Origin of the sequence: Flaviramulus aquimarinus, assembly GCF_039543205.1 — a bacterium.
GTDB classification, from domain to species: domain Bacteria; phylum Bacteroidota; class Bacteroidia; order Flavobacteriales; family Flavobacteriaceae; genus Flaviramulus_B; species Flaviramulus_B aquimarinus.
Genome location: NZ_BAABJH010000002.1, coordinates 209712 through 225974 on the forward strand (window position 1 = coordinate 209712; position 16263 = coordinate 225974).

Annotated in this window: 15 protein-coding genes and 2 tRNA genes; 11 read left to right on the plus strand and 6 right to left on the minus strand. The window is 33.6% G+C overall.

All coding sequences use genetic code 11. The annotated features are described in order from the left end of the window. The first annotated feature begins 86 nt into the window (after positions 1-86). Both ABD941_RS09300 and ABD941_RS09305 read left to right on the plus strand, forming a co-directional pair. On the plus strand, positions 87-911 hold the full coding sequence (locus ABD941_RS09300; protein ID WP_345273861.1) for a thymidylate synthase: 825 nt from the start codon (positions 87-89) through the stop codon (positions 909-911). 6 nt (positions 912-917) lie between these two features. After that, entirely contained in the window at positions 918-2123 is a 1206-nt protein-coding gene (locus tag ABD941_RS09305) for an energy transducer TonB (protein ID WP_345273862.1), read from the plus strand. A 60-nt stretch (positions 2124-2183) separates the two neighbouring features. Here ABD941_RS09305 and ABD941_RS09310 read toward each other — a convergent pair whose 3' ends face one another. Continuing rightward, positions 2184-2480 carry an isoamylase early set domain-containing protein gene (locus tag ABD941_RS09310; protein WP_345273863.1) on the minus strand — a complete coding sequence of 99 codons (297 nt, stop codon included), beginning with the start codon at positions 2478-2480 and terminating at the stop codon, positions 2184-2186. Between the two features lie 326 nt (positions 2481-2806). On the opposite strand from ABD941_RS09310, the gene ABD941_RS09315 reads away from it, so the two are divergent. Genes ABD941_RS09315 through lspA form a run of 4 tightly spaced genes read left to right on the plus strand, consistent with a single transcriptional unit; the run spans position 2807 to position 6786 of the window. Beyond that, positions 2807-3739 (plus strand): dihydrofolate reductase, encoded by a 933-nt coding sequence (locus tag ABD941_RS09315; protein ID WP_345273864.1) that lies wholly within the window; start codon positions 2807-2809, stop codon positions 3737-3739. A 35-nt stretch (positions 3740-3774) separates the two neighbouring features. After that, positions 3775-5331: an NAD(P)/FAD-dependent oxidoreductase gene (locus tag ABD941_RS09320; RefSeq protein WP_345273865.1), complete on the plus strand. Its 1557-nt coding sequence runs from the start codon at positions 3775-3777 to the stop codon at positions 5329-5331. A gap of 45 nt (positions 5332-5376) precedes the next feature. Continuing rightward, positions 5377-6258 carry an ACP S-malonyltransferase gene (gene fabD, locus ABD941_RS09325; RefSeq protein ID WP_345273866.1) on the plus strand — a complete coding sequence of 294 codons (882 nt, stop codon included), beginning with the start codon at positions 5377-5379 and terminating at the stop codon, positions 6256-6258. Positions 6259-6273: 15 nt separating this feature from the next. Then, positions 6274-6786 carry a signal peptidase II gene (lspA, locus tag ABD941_RS09330; RefSeq protein WP_345273867.1) on the plus strand — a complete coding sequence of 171 codons (513 nt, stop codon included), beginning with the start codon at positions 6274-6276 and terminating at the stop codon, positions 6784-6786. A gap of 138 nt (positions 6787-6924) precedes the next feature. Here lspA and galE read toward each other — a convergent pair whose 3' ends face one another. Together galE and ABD941_RS09340 are read right to left on the minus strand one after the other, a co-directional pair. Further along, entirely contained in the window at positions 6925-7950 is a 1026-nt protein-coding gene (gene galE, locus ABD941_RS09335; RefSeq protein ID WP_345273868.1) for a UDP-glucose 4-epimerase GalE, read from the minus strand. Continuing rightward, entirely contained in the window at positions 7943-9097 is a 1155-nt protein-coding gene (locus ABD941_RS09340; protein WP_345273869.1) for a DegT/DnrJ/EryC1/StrS family aminotransferase, read from the minus strand. The genes galE and ABD941_RS09340 overlap by 8 nt, the downstream gene beginning before the upstream one ends. A gap of 132 nt (positions 9098-9229) precedes the next feature. Here ABD941_RS09340 and ABD941_RS09345 point away from each other — a divergent pair, with 132 nt between their 5' ends. Together ABD941_RS09345 and ABD941_RS09350 are read left to right on the plus strand one after the other, a co-directional pair. Beyond that, complete coding sequence (locus ABD941_RS09345) at positions 9230-10492, plus strand: 3-deoxy-D-manno-octulosonic acid transferase (RefSeq protein WP_345273870.1); 1263 nt, start codon at positions 9230-9232, stop codon at positions 10490-10492. Positions 10493-10592: 100 nt separating this feature from the next. Continuing rightward, positions 10593-10949, plus strand: a complete 357-nt coding sequence (locus ABD941_RS09350) for a hypothetical protein (protein WP_345273871.1) — start codon at positions 10593-10595, stop codon at positions 10947-10949. 304 nt (positions 10950-11253) lie between these two features. On the opposite strand, the gene ABD941_RS09355 is transcribed toward ABD941_RS09350, so the two are convergent. From ABD941_RS09355 to mutS, 3 genes are all read right to left on the minus strand, one after another. Beyond that, a tRNA-Leu gene (locus ABD941_RS09355) sits at positions 11254-11337 on the minus strand. Positions 11338-11363: 26 nt separating this feature from the next. Next, positions 11364-11435, minus strand: a tRNA-Gly gene (locus ABD941_RS09360). A gap of 97 nt (positions 11436-11532) precedes the next feature. Beyond that, positions 11533-14145, minus strand: coding sequence for a DNA mismatch repair protein MutS (mutS, locus tag ABD941_RS09365; RefSeq protein ID WP_345273872.1), 2613 nt, complete (start codon positions 14143-14145; stop codon positions 11533-11535). 162 nt (positions 14146-14307) lie between these two features. Here mutS and ABD941_RS09370 point away from each other — a divergent pair, with 162 nt between their 5' ends. From ABD941_RS09370 to ABD941_RS09380, 3 genes are all read left to right on the plus strand, one after another. Then, positions 14308-14841, plus strand: coding sequence for an RNA methyltransferase (locus tag ABD941_RS09370; RefSeq protein ID WP_345273873.1), 534 nt, complete (start codon positions 14308-14310; stop codon positions 14839-14841). Positions 14842-14875: 34 nt separating this feature from the next. Further along, positions 14876-15520, plus strand: a complete 645-nt coding sequence (locus ABD941_RS09375; protein ID WP_345273874.1) for a hypothetical protein — start codon at positions 14876-14878, stop codon at positions 15518-15520. Positions 15521-15591: 71 nt separating this feature from the next. Next, positions 15592-16209, plus strand: coding sequence for a class I SAM-dependent methyltransferase (locus ABD941_RS09380; RefSeq protein ID WP_345274115.1), 618 nt, complete (start codon positions 15592-15594; stop codon positions 16207-16209). Positions 16210-16263 lie beyond the last annotated feature (54 nt).

Sequence of the window (16263 nt, forward strand, 5' to 3'; positions counted from 1 at the left end):
TATTAAAACTTGATGCTTTTCTTTATTTTTAAACCAAGAAAATTTAAGTTCAATTTAAAGAGATTCTCCCTTTTGCGGGAAAGTTTATGAAACAATATCACGACTTAGTAAAACACGTTTTAGAGAACGGCAACGAAAAAGGAGACCGTACAGGTACAGGTACAAAAAGTGTTTTTGGGCACCAAATGCGATTTGATTTAAGTGAAGGTTTCCCAATGGTTACCACAAAAAAACTGCACTTAAAATCTATTGTCTATGAGCTGCTTTGGTTTTTAAAAGGTGACACCAACACAAAATACCTTACCGAAAACGGCGTGCGTATTTGGAATGAATGGGCGGACGACAATGGCGATTTAGGCCCCGTTTACGGCCACCAATGGCGCAACTGGAACAATGATGACATTGACCAAATTAAAGAGGTTATACATGCGCTAAAAAACAACCCCAATAGTCGCCGTATGTTGGTTTCTGCTTGGAACCCTTCGGTGTTACCAGATACTTCAAAATCATTTAGCGAAAATGTAGCTAACGGCAAAGCAGCTTTACCGCCATGTCATGCCTTTTTTCAATTTTATGTCGCTAATGGAAAGTTATCTTGCCAATTGTATCAACGAAGTGCAGATATATTTTTAGGTGTTCCTTTTAATATTGCATCCTATGCCCTATTCACCATGATGATGGCTCAGGTTTGTGGCTATGAAGCTGGGGAGTTTATCCATACGTTTGGCGATGCTCATATTTACAGCAATCATTATGAACAATTAGAATTGCAATTGTCAAGAGACGTAAGACCACTACCAAAAATGATATTAAACCCAGAAATCAAGGATATATTCGATTTTGATTTTGAAGATTTCACTTTGGTAGACTATAATCCGCATCCACATATTAAAGGGATTGTAGCTGTATAAAATTTTATGAATAAAATATTCTTATTGCTTTTTGTTATTTCCAATTTGTGCTTTTCACAAAAAGAGGAATTTAACTTTAGAATTCCCAGATTTAAAGATAGCCCTAAAAACATGAATGTTAATTTAAAAAGGCTTGATTTAAAACAACGTGTTCACAAACACATAGCACAAAACGTTAACAAAGATTTTATTAAAACCTATTTTAAGGAAAATGATATTATTGAATTTAAAATGGACTTTGTTATTGAAGCCAATGGGGGAATCGACTCAAACAAAGTCAATATTTATACTAATTCTGAAATTTTCAACAATCAAATTAAGTCTGTAATTTTAATGCTTCCTCAATTTATTCCAGCTGTAGGAACTATAAATAAACGCCCTTTTCCTTTTACACTAAATTTTTCGCCCGAATTTTACGTAAATCCTTTTAACGAACTAGTTCCTATATTTAGAGATGACTTACCATCAACTAGACTCAATCTTTACAAAGAAGATATCAAAGCAGAATTAGAGCAAAATAACATAAAAAAGACTAACGGATATTACAAAAGTATTAGCGCACTAGCCTACTTTTCAACATCCGAAAATAAATCAATTGAAAATATCCGTGTGTTTTCAGATTACAATTTTACCACAAATGAAGTTTTAAAACATATTAAATCTTTTAGTAGAGATTCGACACTTTATCCACTTGAAAATTTACGAGAAAACAAAAACTATACATTGCCCGTCTATGTTTACATTCAAGATAGTAAAAAGCACAGCCTAAAAGGAGCTAACCAAAAATTTAAAAAACCTGACCAAGTTGCTATTTATCCAGGCTGTGAAAAGAAAAAGACTAACCAAGAAAAAACAGCTTGTATGTCTAAAAAGATAAGTCAGTTTATAAGTCATGAATTTAATATGCATTCTATCGAAAAGTTAGGTTTGAGTGGTAGGCAAAGAATGAATGTCATTTTTAAAATAAATACAAAAGGGAAAATAGTAGACATTAGATCTCGAGCACCGCATCCAGCTCTTGAGAAAGAAGCTGAGCGTATCATAGCTCTATTACCGAAAATGATAGCACCAGCAAAGCTTAAAGAAAAGCCAGTTGTTGTTCCCTATTCACTACCTATTATATTTGAAATTACTGAAGGAAATAACAAAAGAACTAAACCTTTTGAAATATTCTTCAGAGATGGGGAATTGAACATTAAAAACAATTATTAATACCGCCTAATAAAAAAAGCACCTCAAACGAGGTGCTTTTAAACTTTTATATAGCAGTAATTATACGTTTACAACACTATTGTCTGCACCAGCATAATCATTCCATGCGTAAGCATCAGCGGCATCATCGTTAACGTAAACACCGTCAACAACATATTTAAACTCGTAAGAGCTACCAGATTCTAAATCAACAGTCCCTTTAAAGGTTCCATTCTTTAATTTTTTAAGTTGTGCTTTTTTTGCATTCCAATTATTGAAAGAGCCAACAACAGATACTTTTTTTGCTTCTTTAGCAGGTAAAGAAAACGTAACTTTACATACTGGTTTACTTTTTAAGAATTGTTTTTTAATTGCCATAATTTTAATATTTAGATAGGTTTTTCTCTGTTTTTTAAGTCGCATTGACATTGCAAATTTAAAAACAATTTATAACCCGTAACTATTTAATACGCTTAACTGTTGAAGAATTATCAATTTGACAATTTGTGTTCAAAAAAAAATTAAAGTAGGCAAAATTTTAATATAAATTTTATATTATTAACAACGCTAAATTACCGTTTCAACCTGATTATCAGTTACTTTTGACACTAAAACGTTTTCGTGATGTCCATATTTTTAAGTGTTCAGATATCCTCTTTAATTTCATTAAAAAACTTTAACTTTACAGTCGTTATTTCATCAATATGTTCGGAAAAAAGAAACCCATACCACAAATAGATAAAGATCAATTAGAGTTGATTGAAAATGCTCAAAAACGCATTAAACAAAAAAAGCGTTTATACATTCATTTTGTCATCTTTTTAATAGGCGCGATCTTTTTAATAGCTGCTAACACGGTTTTGGGTATCGGTAAGGATTTTAAATTGTTTGGAAAAGAATGGTTTTTATTTGCCATTCTTATTTGGCTTTTCTTTTTTCTCTACCATCTATTTAATGTATTTATTACTCATAAATTCATGGGTGAAACATGGGAAAAAGAGCAGTTAGAAAAATTGGTTGCTAAACAGCAAGAACGTATTGATAAACTTAAAGCTGGTTTTGTTAAGGAAGAAACCCTTATAGCGCAAAGCGAAGTTTATGCAGAAGCAAATCCCAAAATACAAAGTCCAAAATCTAAAAAAACGCAATCTGAGTTGACTATTATTGTTGCTGCTGCAGAAAACGATGCTATTGGAAAAGGCAACAAACTCATTTGGCATTTAAGTAATGATTTAAAACGTTTTAAAAACTTAACAAACGGTCACCATATCATTATGGGTCGAAAAACGTTTGAAAGCTTCCCAAAACCCCTACCGAACAGAACCCACATTGTAATTACCAGACAAAACGATTATAAAGTACCCGATGGTGTTATTGTGGTTAACAGCTTAGAAGATGCTATTGATGCTGCCAAAAGCGACCCACAACCTTTTATTATTGGTGGTGGCGAAATTTATAAACAAGCCTTGTTATTAGCCGATAAAATAGAATTGACTCGCGTTCATGAAGACTTTGAAGCGGACACTTATTTTCCAAAAATTGATACTTCAGTTTGGAAAGAAATCGCAAATACATTTCACACCAAAGACGAAAAGCATAAACATGAGTTTTCATTTTTAACTTATGAAAGAATATAGATTGATTTAATCTTAGCAAAAATTTATCGCGTAGCATGGTAAAAGAAATACAATTACGTATTACACTCAAAGAAGAAGAACGCGACGGTATTTTAGTTTTAAAATCGGCACTAAAACTCGATATTGACAGAGAAGATATAACTGGTATTAAAATCCTCAGAAAATCTATTGATGCCAGAAAACCTAAAATCATATTAAATTACAAAGTTGCTGTTTATATTCGAGAGCCATTACCAAAACACTCCGAATACAAATTCAACTACAAAGACGTTTCAAAAGCTAAACCCATTCATATTATTGGTTTTGGTCCAGCAGGTATGTATGCTGCTTTACGCTGTATAGAACTTGGCTTTAAACCCATTATTTTAGAGCGTGGCAAAAAAGTACAAGACCGCCGACGTGATTTAAAAGCCATAAATCAAGACCATTTTGTTAATGAAGATTCCAATTACTGTTTTGGAGAAGGTGGTGCTGGAACCTATAGCGATGGGAAGTTATACACTAGAAGCTTAAAACGTGGTGATGTTCGTCGTATTTTTGAGAACCTCGTCTTTCATGGTGCTACCGACCAAATTTTGGTTGATGCACACCCACACATTGGGACTAACAAGCTTCCAAAAGTGGTACAAAACATACGCGAAACCATTTTAAATTATGGTGGTAAAATTCATTTTGAAGCTCGAGTTATCGATTTTACCATAAAAAATAATAGCATACAAGCCATTCAACTTCAAAACAAGAAAAACCTACCTGTTGAAAAAGTCATTCTAGCCACTGGGCATTCAGCTCGTGATATCTTTTACCTACTTCATAAAAAACAAATAGCTTTAGAGGCTAAATCTTTTGCTATGGGTGTTCGGGTAGAACATCCGCAACATATTATAGATACCATTCAGTATCATTGTTCTGGTGAGCGCCATGAATTACTTCCTGCGGCTTCTTACAGTTTGGTTGAACAAGTTAAAGACCGAGGCGTCTATTCCTTTTGTATGTGCCCCGGTGGGTTTATTGTACCCGCAGCTACAGCAAATGGTGAAGTGGTTGTAAATGGTATGTCGCCTTCAAAACGAAATAATCTATTTGCTAATTCAGGTATCGTAGTAGAAATTGATATCAATAAAGATTTACCTAAATATGAATCATTCGGCGCATTAAAAGGCTTAGAATATCAGAAAAATTTAGAGCGATTAGCCTACACAGCTGGCGGGAGAAGTCAAGTAGCTCCTGCGCAACGCTTAACTGATTTTGTTGAAGGAAAGCTATCATCAGACTTAAACCCAACATCCTATCAACCTGGATTAAAATCAGCGCCTTTACATTCTTTATTACCTAAATTAGTTGGAAGCCGATTACGAAAAGGTTTTCAGGCTTTTGGACAAAAAATGAAAGGCTATTATACTGAAGAAGCTAATATTGTGGGTGTCGAATCCAGAACCTCATCACCGGTTTCTATACCAAGAACAGAGACTTTAGAACATCCTCAAATTTCAAATTTATATCCTTGTGGCGAGGGTGGAGGTTATGCTGGCGGCATTGTTTCGGCTGCTATGGATGGTGAACGTTGTGCCGAAGCTGCAACTAATAGCCTATAGTTACAATTTTATTATTATTTTTGCCACTCTAAAAATTAACCAATTATGAACGCATATATTTTCCCAGGACAAGGGGCACAATTTTCAGGAATGGGTTTAGACCTTTATGAAAACTCACCTTTAGCTCAAGAATTATTTGAAAAAGCTAATGATATTTTAGGTTTTAACATTACCGATATTATGTTTGAAGGCTCTGCTGAAGCCCTAAAAGAAACCAAAGTAACACAACCTGCTATATTTTTACACTCCGTAATTTTAGCTAAAACCTTAGGTGATAGTTTTAAACCAGATATGGTTGCCGGACACTCGCTTGGAGAATTTTCAGCTTTAGTGGCCAACGGGACATTAAATTTTGAAGATGGTCTAAAATTAGTATCCCAACGTGCTATGGCCATGCAAAAAGCATGTGAATTACAACCAAGTACTATGGCAGCTGTTTTAGGTCTGGATGATGATATCGTAGAAAAAATATGTGCTACTACCGAGGGTGTTGTCGTTGCAGCAAACTATAATTGCCCAGGGCAATTAGTGATTTCTGGAGAGATTGACGCTATAAACAAAGCTTGTGATAGCCTAAAAGAAGAAGGTGCTCGACGCGCCTTAGTATTACCTGTTGGTGGCGCATTTCATTCGCCATTAATGGAACCTGCTCGTGAAGAATTAGCTGCAGCTATTGAAAATACAACATTTAGCAAACCAAACTGTCCGATTTACCAAAATGTAACGGCTAATGCCGTTATTAATGAATCTGAAATAAAAGCAAATTTAATTTCGCAACTTACGGCTCCTGTTCTTTGGACACAGTCAGTACAACAAATGGTAACAGATGGTGCTACGTTATTTACCGAAGTAGGCCCCGGTAAAGTTTTACAAGGTTTAGTAAAGAAAATAAACAGAGATTCTGAAACCGCTTCTGCAACTTTATAAAATACTTATAGTTAAATGAAATTATCAAAACGCTCCATCTACATCTTTTTGGTTATTATTTTAACTATTGCTGTCGATCAAATTTCAAAAGTATTGGTTAGAACCCATATAATTGGCAGAACAGACATTCACCCTGGTGAAAGAATTCCATTAATTGGTGATGCATTTATTATGATGAATGTAGAGAATACAGGGGCTTTTTTAGGTATAGGTAGCGACTTAAACCCTACGCTTAGAATTATTCTACTGCTTATTCTACCCATTCTTGTTTTAGGCTTTGTATTACATCATATTTTAAAAGACAGAACCTTGGACAATTGGTCGCTTTTTGCATTTGCCAGTATTATTGGTGGTGGCATTGCCAATGTTTATGATAGAATAGTTTATGGCTCTGTTACCGATTTCTTCTTTATAGATTTGGGTGGTGTTTTTAGAACGGGTATTTTTAATATGGCAGACCTATCTGTTACTACCGGTATGATCATACTGGTGTTTGTTACTTTTCTTAAAAAGAAGCCTAATACCTAATGAATATATAAATTTATGTAAAAAGGTAATACACGATAATAGTTTTACCTATGTTAAATAACCAGTGTAAAAAAATCATCAAAAAAGGCGTTAATTTTTATTAACGCCTTTTTTGTGTATTAAATTCTAATTAAATATTTAATTATTGCCTCTTACTTTTTGCTCCCATTTCCATGCAGAACGCATAGCATCATCTAACGATAATTCTGTTTTCCACCCCAATTCACTATTGGCTTTATTTGTGTCAGCATAAGCCGAAATAATATCGCCTGCTCTTCTACCAACTATTTTATAATTCAATTTTTGACCAGATACTTTTTCAAAGGATTTAACAACCTCTAATACCGAACTTCCTTTTCCTGTCCCTAAATTAAACGTCTCATAATTGGCTTTGTTTTTATTTTTAAGCAATCGCTCTAAAGCAATAACATGTGCTTTAGCCAAATCTACCACGTGAATATAATCACGAATACAAGTGCCATCTGGTGTTGGATAGTCCTCACCAAAAACAGATAACTGCTCACGCAATCCAATTGCTGTTTGTGTAATGAACGGCACTAAATTTTGAGGCACGCCAATGGGTAATTCACCAATTTCAACAGATTCATGCGCTCCAACAGGGTTAAAGTAGCGCAATGCAATAGCTTTTAAATTTTGAGCTACTTTACAGGTATCCTGGATTATTTCTTCGCCAATTTGCTTTGTATTCCCGTAAGGTGACTCCGCTTGTTTTACAGGAGCATTTTCAGTAATTGGTAATTCATCGGCTTGGCCATAAACCGTGCATGACGAACTAAAAATAAATCCTGCCGATGGCAATTTCTGAAGTTCTTTAAGGATATAAACCAACGTGCTAATATTATTTTCGTAGTAAAGTAATGGCTCTTTAACGCTTTCTCCAACAGCTTTGCTTGCCGCAAAATGAATAACCCCTTTTATATCGTTATGGGTTTTAAAAAAAACTTCAACTTTACCCTTTTCTTTAAGATCTAATTTTTCAAAAATCGGCGTTTTTCCAGTAATTGCTGTAATCCCATCTAAAACCTTTACTGAAGAATTTGACAAATCATCTATTATAACAACCTCATAGCCTTCTTGTTGCAATTCTACTACGGTATGCGACCCAATAAACCCTAAGCCTCCAGTAACTAATATTTTATCCATTAATAAATTTTATAATTGTTGATGTTATATATTCTATTTGTTCATCATCCAATTCGGTATGCATTGGTAATGAAATAACATCTTGTACCAATTGATTGGTGACTTTAAAATCAGCTTCATTATAACGCTCATCCAAATATGCTTTTTGTTTGTGAAGTGGTATGGGATAATAGACTCCGCAAGGAATACCTTTTTCGTTTAAATGCTTTACTAAAGCATCTCTATCTATCCCTTTTAATCGTAATGTATATTGATGGAATACATGGCAATCGCAAGTCTCACATATACCGTCACAGCCATTTACTGTTTTTGGTGTTGTAATACCTTTAATAGCCTTGAAGGCTTTGTTATATTTTTTTGCAGCATGTTGTCGCGCTTTATTATACTCATCTAAAAGTGGTAATTTAGCATCTAATACAGCTGCCTGAATACTATCTAAGCGTGAATTTACCCCAACAACATCATGATGATAACGCTCGTACATCCCATGATTTACAATACCTCTAATAGTATGAGCTAAATGGTCATCATTAGTAAAAATAGCACCACCATCACCATAACACCCTAAATTTTTAGATGGAAAAAACGAGGTAGCTCCAACATGGCCAATGGTTCCTGCTTTTACTTTTGCACCGTCTTTATAGGTGTAATTTGCACCTATAGCCTGTGCATTATCTTCAATAACAAACAGGTTGTGTGTTTTTGCAAGGGCCATAACAGCCTCCATATTGGCACATTGTCCAAACAAATGCACTGGTACAATGGCTTTGGTTTTAGGTGTAATGGCTTTTTTTATGGCTTCAATATTAATATTGAAATCATCTTCATTAACATCTACTAAAACTGGTGTTAATTGCAATAACGCAATCACCTCAACAGTGGCAGCAAATGTAAAATCTGCTGTAATGACCTCATCGCCGGGTTTTAAACCTAAGCCCATCATAGCAATCTGTAAAGCATCAGTTCCATTGGCACATGGAATAACATGCTTAACACCTAAATATTGCTCTAAATGCTTTTGAAAATCATGAACTTTAGGACCGTTTATAAATGCGGTGGTTTCAATGACTTCTTGGATAGAAGGGTTAACGACATTTTTAATAGCATTATATTGACCTTTAAGGTCTACCATTTGAATTTTCTTCATCTAAAAAAAATTATAGCCTGTTCTGTTTTGAGAAAACAGCAACGACCAATTTTAAGGAACACCCTTTATGGGTTAACAAGTAACAAAATTACAAAAATCATAAACGTTAACCAATGAATTTACTTCAAAGAAATGTATTTTAGCCATAAAGAAAGAATATTGCGTTTTATTTATAACATAGGAATTTATCTAACACTTGTTGTCCTAAAATGTGCAGCGCTATTTAATAAAAAAATTAAAAGCGGGGTTGTTGGTCGAAAAAACACGTTTCGGGTTTTAGAAAACAAGCTTGAAAAAGACGATAAAACCCTATGGTTTCATTGTGCTTCTTTAGGGGAATATGAACAAGGACTTCCTGTTTTTAAAAAACTTAGAGCCCATTATTCCAAACATAAAATTGTACTCAGCTTTTTTTCACCTTCTGGATATGATATTCGTAAAAACACACCAATTGCCGATATTGTCATTTATTTGCCTTTAGACACAAAACTAAATGCCAAACGTTTTTTAGATATTGTAAATCCAGAACTCACCATTTTTGTTAAGTATGATATTTGGCCTAATTTTTTAAATGAAGTAAAACGAAGACACTTACACGCCCTATTAATTTCTGCAGCATTTAGAAAAGACCAGTCCTATTTTAAGTTCTATGGAAAGCCCTTAAGAGAGGCATTGTTTTCTTTTAATCATATTTTTACTCAAAATAATGTTTCAAAAGACTTGCTCCATTCTATAAATTACAATCACGTTACTGTTTCTGGCGACACCCGTTTTGACCGTGTTTACAGTCAGTTAAAACTCAATAACAGCCTAGATTTTATTGACACCTTTAAAAACAACAAGCTCTGTGTTGTAGCTGGTAGCACCTGGCCAGAAGGTGAGGCATTATTTATTGATTTTATTAATTCTGAAGCTTCAAAAGATGTGAAATTTATTATTGCTCCCCATAATATTAAACAAGCTCAAATAAAAAGTTTTCGCGATAAGCTCATTAGTCCTAGTGTTTTGTTTTCCGAAAAAGACACCAAACAACTTGTAGATTTTCAAGTTTTTATAATTGATACCATTGGGATGCTTTCAAAAATTTATAGCTATGCCGATATTGCTTATGTTGGTGGTGCCATAGGGCATACAGGCCTACACAATACTTTAGAACCTGCTGTGTTTGGTATTCCTATTATTATTGGACCAAATCATAATAAATTCCCTGAGGCCAAAGCCATGATTAATAACGGAGGCATGTTTTCGGTTTCAAACCAAAAAACGTTTCATTCTGTTTTAAATGAACTTATTGAAAATCCCGAAAAAAGATTGCAATCCGGAGATAAAAATAAGACGTACATTAAAAAAAATAAGGGTGCTGTCATCCAAATACTAGACTATCTACGTATATAGGGTGTTTCTATTAAGAATAGTTTAAAAATTCTTGATTTTTAATAAAAAGTCATTAAATTGGCATTTAACTAAAAAATAATTAACACTAAAACACAAACCGATGAAAAAATCATTTTTAAGTATTGCACTTGTATTGACATTAGCATTATCTTTTACTTCATGTAGAGATACAAAAAAAGCGGATTCTGTAGAAGATGCAGTTGAAAACGCAACCGAAGCAGCAGGTGATGCTGTTGAAGCAGCTGCAGAAGTTACTGGTGATGCCGTTGAAAGCGCTGTAGATGCCGCTGGCGACGCTGTAGACAGTGCCGTTGACGCAGCAGGTGATGCTGTTGATGCTGCTGGTGATGCCGTTGAAAATGCTGCCGATGCAGCTGGCGATGCTGTAGATAGCGCTTTAGATAATGCTGCTGATGCTGTTAAAAAAGAAGCAGATAAAATTAAAGCAGATCACTAGATTATAAATTTGTTTTACGATTTAAAAACCACCTTTTGGTGGTTTTTTTGTTTTTTGCTTATTTGTGTTTGAGGTATTACTTATAAAACTTTACAAAAGTTTTATAAGTATTTAATAAAATTATATACTTAATTTTTATTTTGTGATTTGCAAAACACGAATTTAATTTTTTTCAAATGTATTGATATTTATAGTAAAATGAATTGATTTGAAGTTGACAGTTATTATGGAATACTTTTCCAGAAAATGTAATTTTACTAAAACACATAAAAAAGCCTCTACAAGATTTCTTGTAGAGGCTTAGTACTGAAGACGGGACTTGAACCCGTACGTCCTAATGGACATTGGATTTTAAGTCCAACGTGTCTACCAATTCCACCACTTCAGCATTGGTATATTTTAAGAAAGTTTCAGAGCGAAAGACGGGATTTGAACCCGCGACCCCCACCTTGGCAAGGTGATGCTCTACCCCTGAGCTACTTTCGCAGTCTTTTAATGAACATACAATATTGCTATTGCGGATGCAAATTTAAAATATTTCTAGGAATTCCAAAGCCTTTTGGTAAAATAAATAAAAATAATTTTAGGCTTGTTTTTTCTTGACTAACATACGCTTAATTTCATTCAGTTTCATAAGAGCTTCTACAGGTGTAAGTGTATCAATATCAATGTGTAAAATCTCTTCCTTGATATTTTCGAGTAAAGGATCATCTAAATTGAAAAAACTCAATTGCATATCGTCATGCAAGGTTTTTACTTGGTCTGTTAGTTCTTCACTAGAGTGTGATTGCTCTAACTTCTTCAATATTTTATTGGCTCGATGTAAAACTTGCTTCGGCATACCTGCCATTTTAGCCACGTGGATTCCAAAACTATGGGCACTCCCTCCTTCTACCAATTTTCTTAAAAACAGGACATTGTCTTTTAACTCTTTTACAGAAACATTAAAATTTTTTATACGCCCGAAAGTTTCACTCATTTCATTAAGCTCATGATAGTGCGTTGCAAATAATGTTTTAGGTTTTGCAGGGTGTTCATGTAAGTATTCACTAATCGCCCAAGCAATTGAAATACCATCATAGGTACTTGTACCGCGACCTATTTCATCAAGTAGCACTAAACTTCTGTCTGATATATTGTTCAAAATAGAAGCGGTTTCATTCATTTCTACCATAAAAGTTGACTCGCCCATTGAAATATTATCACTAGCACCTACTCTTGTAAATATCTTATCAACCAAACCAATTCTAGCTTCTTTGGCTGGTACAAAACTTCCTATCTGTGCCAATAGAACGATGAGTGCTGTTTGCCTTAAAATAGCAGATTTACCAGACATATTTGGCCCTGTAATCATAATTATTTGCTGTTCTTTTCTATCAAGAAAAACATCATTATCAATAAAAGCTTCACCAATAGGTAATTGCTTTTCTATAACAGGATGTCGTCCTCCTTTTATTTCTAAATCAAAGGAATCATCAAGTCTGGGGTAAATGTATTTATTATCGTTTGCTAATTGCGCAAACCCACACAAACAATCTATTTGCCCTACCAAATAGGCATTTTGCTGCACTGGTTTTATATATTGATTTAACCAAGTCACTAACTCTGTAAACAACTGCTGTTCTATGGTTTGAATTTTATCTTCTGCGCCTAATATTTTAGCTTCATATTCTTTAAGTTCTTCGGTTATGTATCGTTCTGCACTAACCAAGGTTTGCTTTCTAATCCAGTCTTCAGGAACTTTATCCTTATGCGTATTTCGTACTTCAATATAATATCCAAATACGTTATTAGATGCTATTTTAAGAGACGTAATACCTGTACGTTCACTTTCTCGTTCTAGCATCTTATCTAGATAATCTTTACCAGATTTGGATAAGCTTCTTAATTCATCTAATTCAGAAGAAAAACCAGCAGCTATACTACCCCCTTTCAATACATTTACTGGGGCATCTTCATTTAAGGTTTCTTTTATTTTTTTGCGAAGTACATCGCAACTTTGAAGTTTATCGCCTATAATTTTTAAGGATTCATTATCACAATTATCAGCTAATGATTTAATAGGCACAATAGCTTCCAATGAATTTTTAAGTTGAATAACCTCTCGTGGGTTTACCTTTCCTGTTGCTGTTTTAGAAATCAAACGTTCCAAATCTCCTATATGCTTAATATGGTTTTGGATCTTTTGAAGCACTTTGCTGTCTTTCATTAGAAAATCGACCACGTCATGACGCTCTTTAATCTTATCAACGTTTTTTAGTGGCAAAGCCAACCAACGCTTTAACAACCTTCCACCCATCGGCGAAATGGTTTTATCGATGACATTTAAAAGCGTTACAGCGTTATTGTTTGTTGAATTATAAAGTTCTAGATTCCTAATGGTGAATTTATCCATCCACACATAATCATTTTCAGCAATTCTAGCAATAGACGTTATATGTTGCAATTTATGGTGCTGTGTTTGTGCTAAATAATGAAGAATAGAGCCCGAAGCAATAATACCTTCATATAAATCTTCTATACCAAAACCTTTTAAAGTTTTTGTATCGAAATGCTTAGTAAGTGTTTCATAGGTATAGTCGGTTTGATAGACCCAATCTTCCATATAAAAGGTATGGAAATCATCACCAAACGTCTGGTTAAAAAGTGTCCGCTTTTGTTTAGAAACGAGTACTTCACTTGGATTAAAATTCTGAAGCAATTTATCGATGTATTCCGCATTCCCTTGGGAAGTTAAAAACTCACCTGTAGAAATATCTAAAAACGAAATACCTATATATTTTTTATCGAAGTATACCGAACATAAAAAATTATTAGATTTCGACACCAACACCTCATCATTTAGGGCAACTCCTGGCGTTACCAATTCTGTAACTCCACGCTTTACAATAGTTTTGGTTTGTTTTGGGTCTTCCAGCTGGTCGCAAATAGCAACACGCTCACCTGCTTTTACCAATTTAGGCAAATACGTGTTTATAGAATGGTGAGGAAATCCTGCCAATTCAATTTCATTCTCACTGCCAGCACCACGTTTGGTTAAAATAATACCTAAAATACCTGCGGTTTTTATGGCATCTTCTCCAAAGGTTTCATAAAAATCGCCTACACGAAACAACAGCAATGCATCCGGGTACTTTACCTTAATAGTATTATATTGCTTCATTAACGGGGTTTCTTTTTTTGCTTTTTTAGCCAATGAAAAGTGGTTTTTAAATGTTATTTTTGACAAAATTGTAGCATGCAATGTACTATTAATTTCATGTTTTTTGAAGTTGATTTTTCAGAAGTTATCTACAAATTAGAATGAGATTTCAACAATAAACATTTCCCCCATAGCAGAAATAAAAAAATATTCTCAATGCGCAAACTAAAAAACAGCGAATTAGACAGGTTAAGTATTGATGGGTTTAAAGCCGCAAAAAAAACACCTATCATTATTATTCTGGATAATATTAGAAGTTTAAATAATATTGGTTCGGTTTTTAGAACTAGTGATGCCTTTTTAATTGAAAAAATTTACCTCTGTGGTATTACTGCCAAGCCACCACACAAAGATATTCATAAAACGGCCTTAGGAAGTACCGATACCGTAGATTGGGAATATGTTGAAAGCACGCTAGATTTAGTTAAAAAACTTCAAGCAGAACATGTAAAAGTCTGTGCAATTGAACAAGCCGAAAACACTACTATGCTTAATGATTTTAAGGTTGCTCCCAGTACCAAATATGCTTTAGTTTTTGGTAATGAAGTAAAGGGCGTAGCACAAGATGTGGTTAGTGCAAGTGATGTGGTTATTGAAATCCCTCAATTTGGGACGAAACATTCTTTAAATATTTCGGTGAGTTGTGGGGTAGTCGTTTGGGATGTTTTCAGTAAATTTAAACACGTATAAATTCTGGAATCTTTAGTCTATTAAAGAAACACTAATGATTAGAAATACAATAAATCAAATTTTTTCAAGAAAAAAAATACAAAATATCCTTGTTTTTGCTATTGTGCCTTCTTTTTTATTTTATTCTATTACTATTCTTGGATTTCATACTAATGGTTTTAAAATTATAGAAATTATAAGGGACCCCGCTCAACTAAGTGGTGCTTCAAGTTTTATTGGTTTTCTATCAAACATTGGTAGTTGGCTTTGGATAGCCTCAGCATCAATTTGTTTCTTTTCAATCACAAAAATGTCATCATTGCTTGAAAAAAACCAAAAAGAACTACTTACCCTAACAGGTATATTTTCTCTTTTTTTAGCGGTTGATGATTTTTTTATGTTACATGACCGTTATATAAACCAAAATTTATGCTACTTAACTTATGCCATTCTAGCTGTAATTATACTAGTAAAACATTATAAATTAATCATTAAAATTGATGGTATTGCTTTTTTAGCAGCAGGATCCGCACTTGCTTTATCTATTTTAACGGATTTAATTCAATCTAAAATTCCATTTGACTATAGTCATTCACAAATTATTGAAGAGGGGTTTAAATTTGTTGGAATAGCAACTTGGCTTTATTTTAATATAAATTTGGCTTCCTATAATTGTAACAACGCAAAAGCTTGGTTTTAAATTTAACTAAAAACAATATTAAGCAAATAAAAAAAGTGATTAAAAAAAGGCCTTGGCCCACCAAAGACGTGATGAACCAGATTTATGACATGAATCTTTGGGGAGGCACAACATTCGATTTCTATTCTGGAATTGGCTCACATGACCCAAAAATTATAAACCCTTATCTAGAACACTTAATTGTGTTTTTAGAATCTCATAATAATTCCTTAGTAGTTTGCGATTTAGGTTGTGGCGATTTTAACATTGGAAAACACCTCGCTAAATACACTAAAAAATATATTGCTATAGATATTGTTGAAAAGCTAATTAATAGAAACAAAAAAATATTCGAAGAAGATAACCTAGAATTTTATTGTTTGGATATTGCAAAAGACAAACTCCCTTCTGCTGACTGCATTATAATACGACAAGTTTTACAGCATTTATCTAACTCAGAAATACAAAGCATTATTAAAAAATTAGTCAATTATAAATACATTATTCTTACTGAACATATACCATTAGGTCACTTTATTCCTAACAAAGACATTATTTCTGGTCAAGGTATTCGATTAAAAGAAAATAGTGGGGTTGATTTATTAGTTTTGCCTTTTAAGTTAAAAGTAAAAGACCAAAAAATACTTGATGAGCATATTTTGGAAAATAATAAAGGACGGATTCTAACAACTTTATATGAAGTGTTTTAATTAGTTCTTTTGTCATTCCGCACTTAATGCGGAATCCATTATAAAAACAAAACT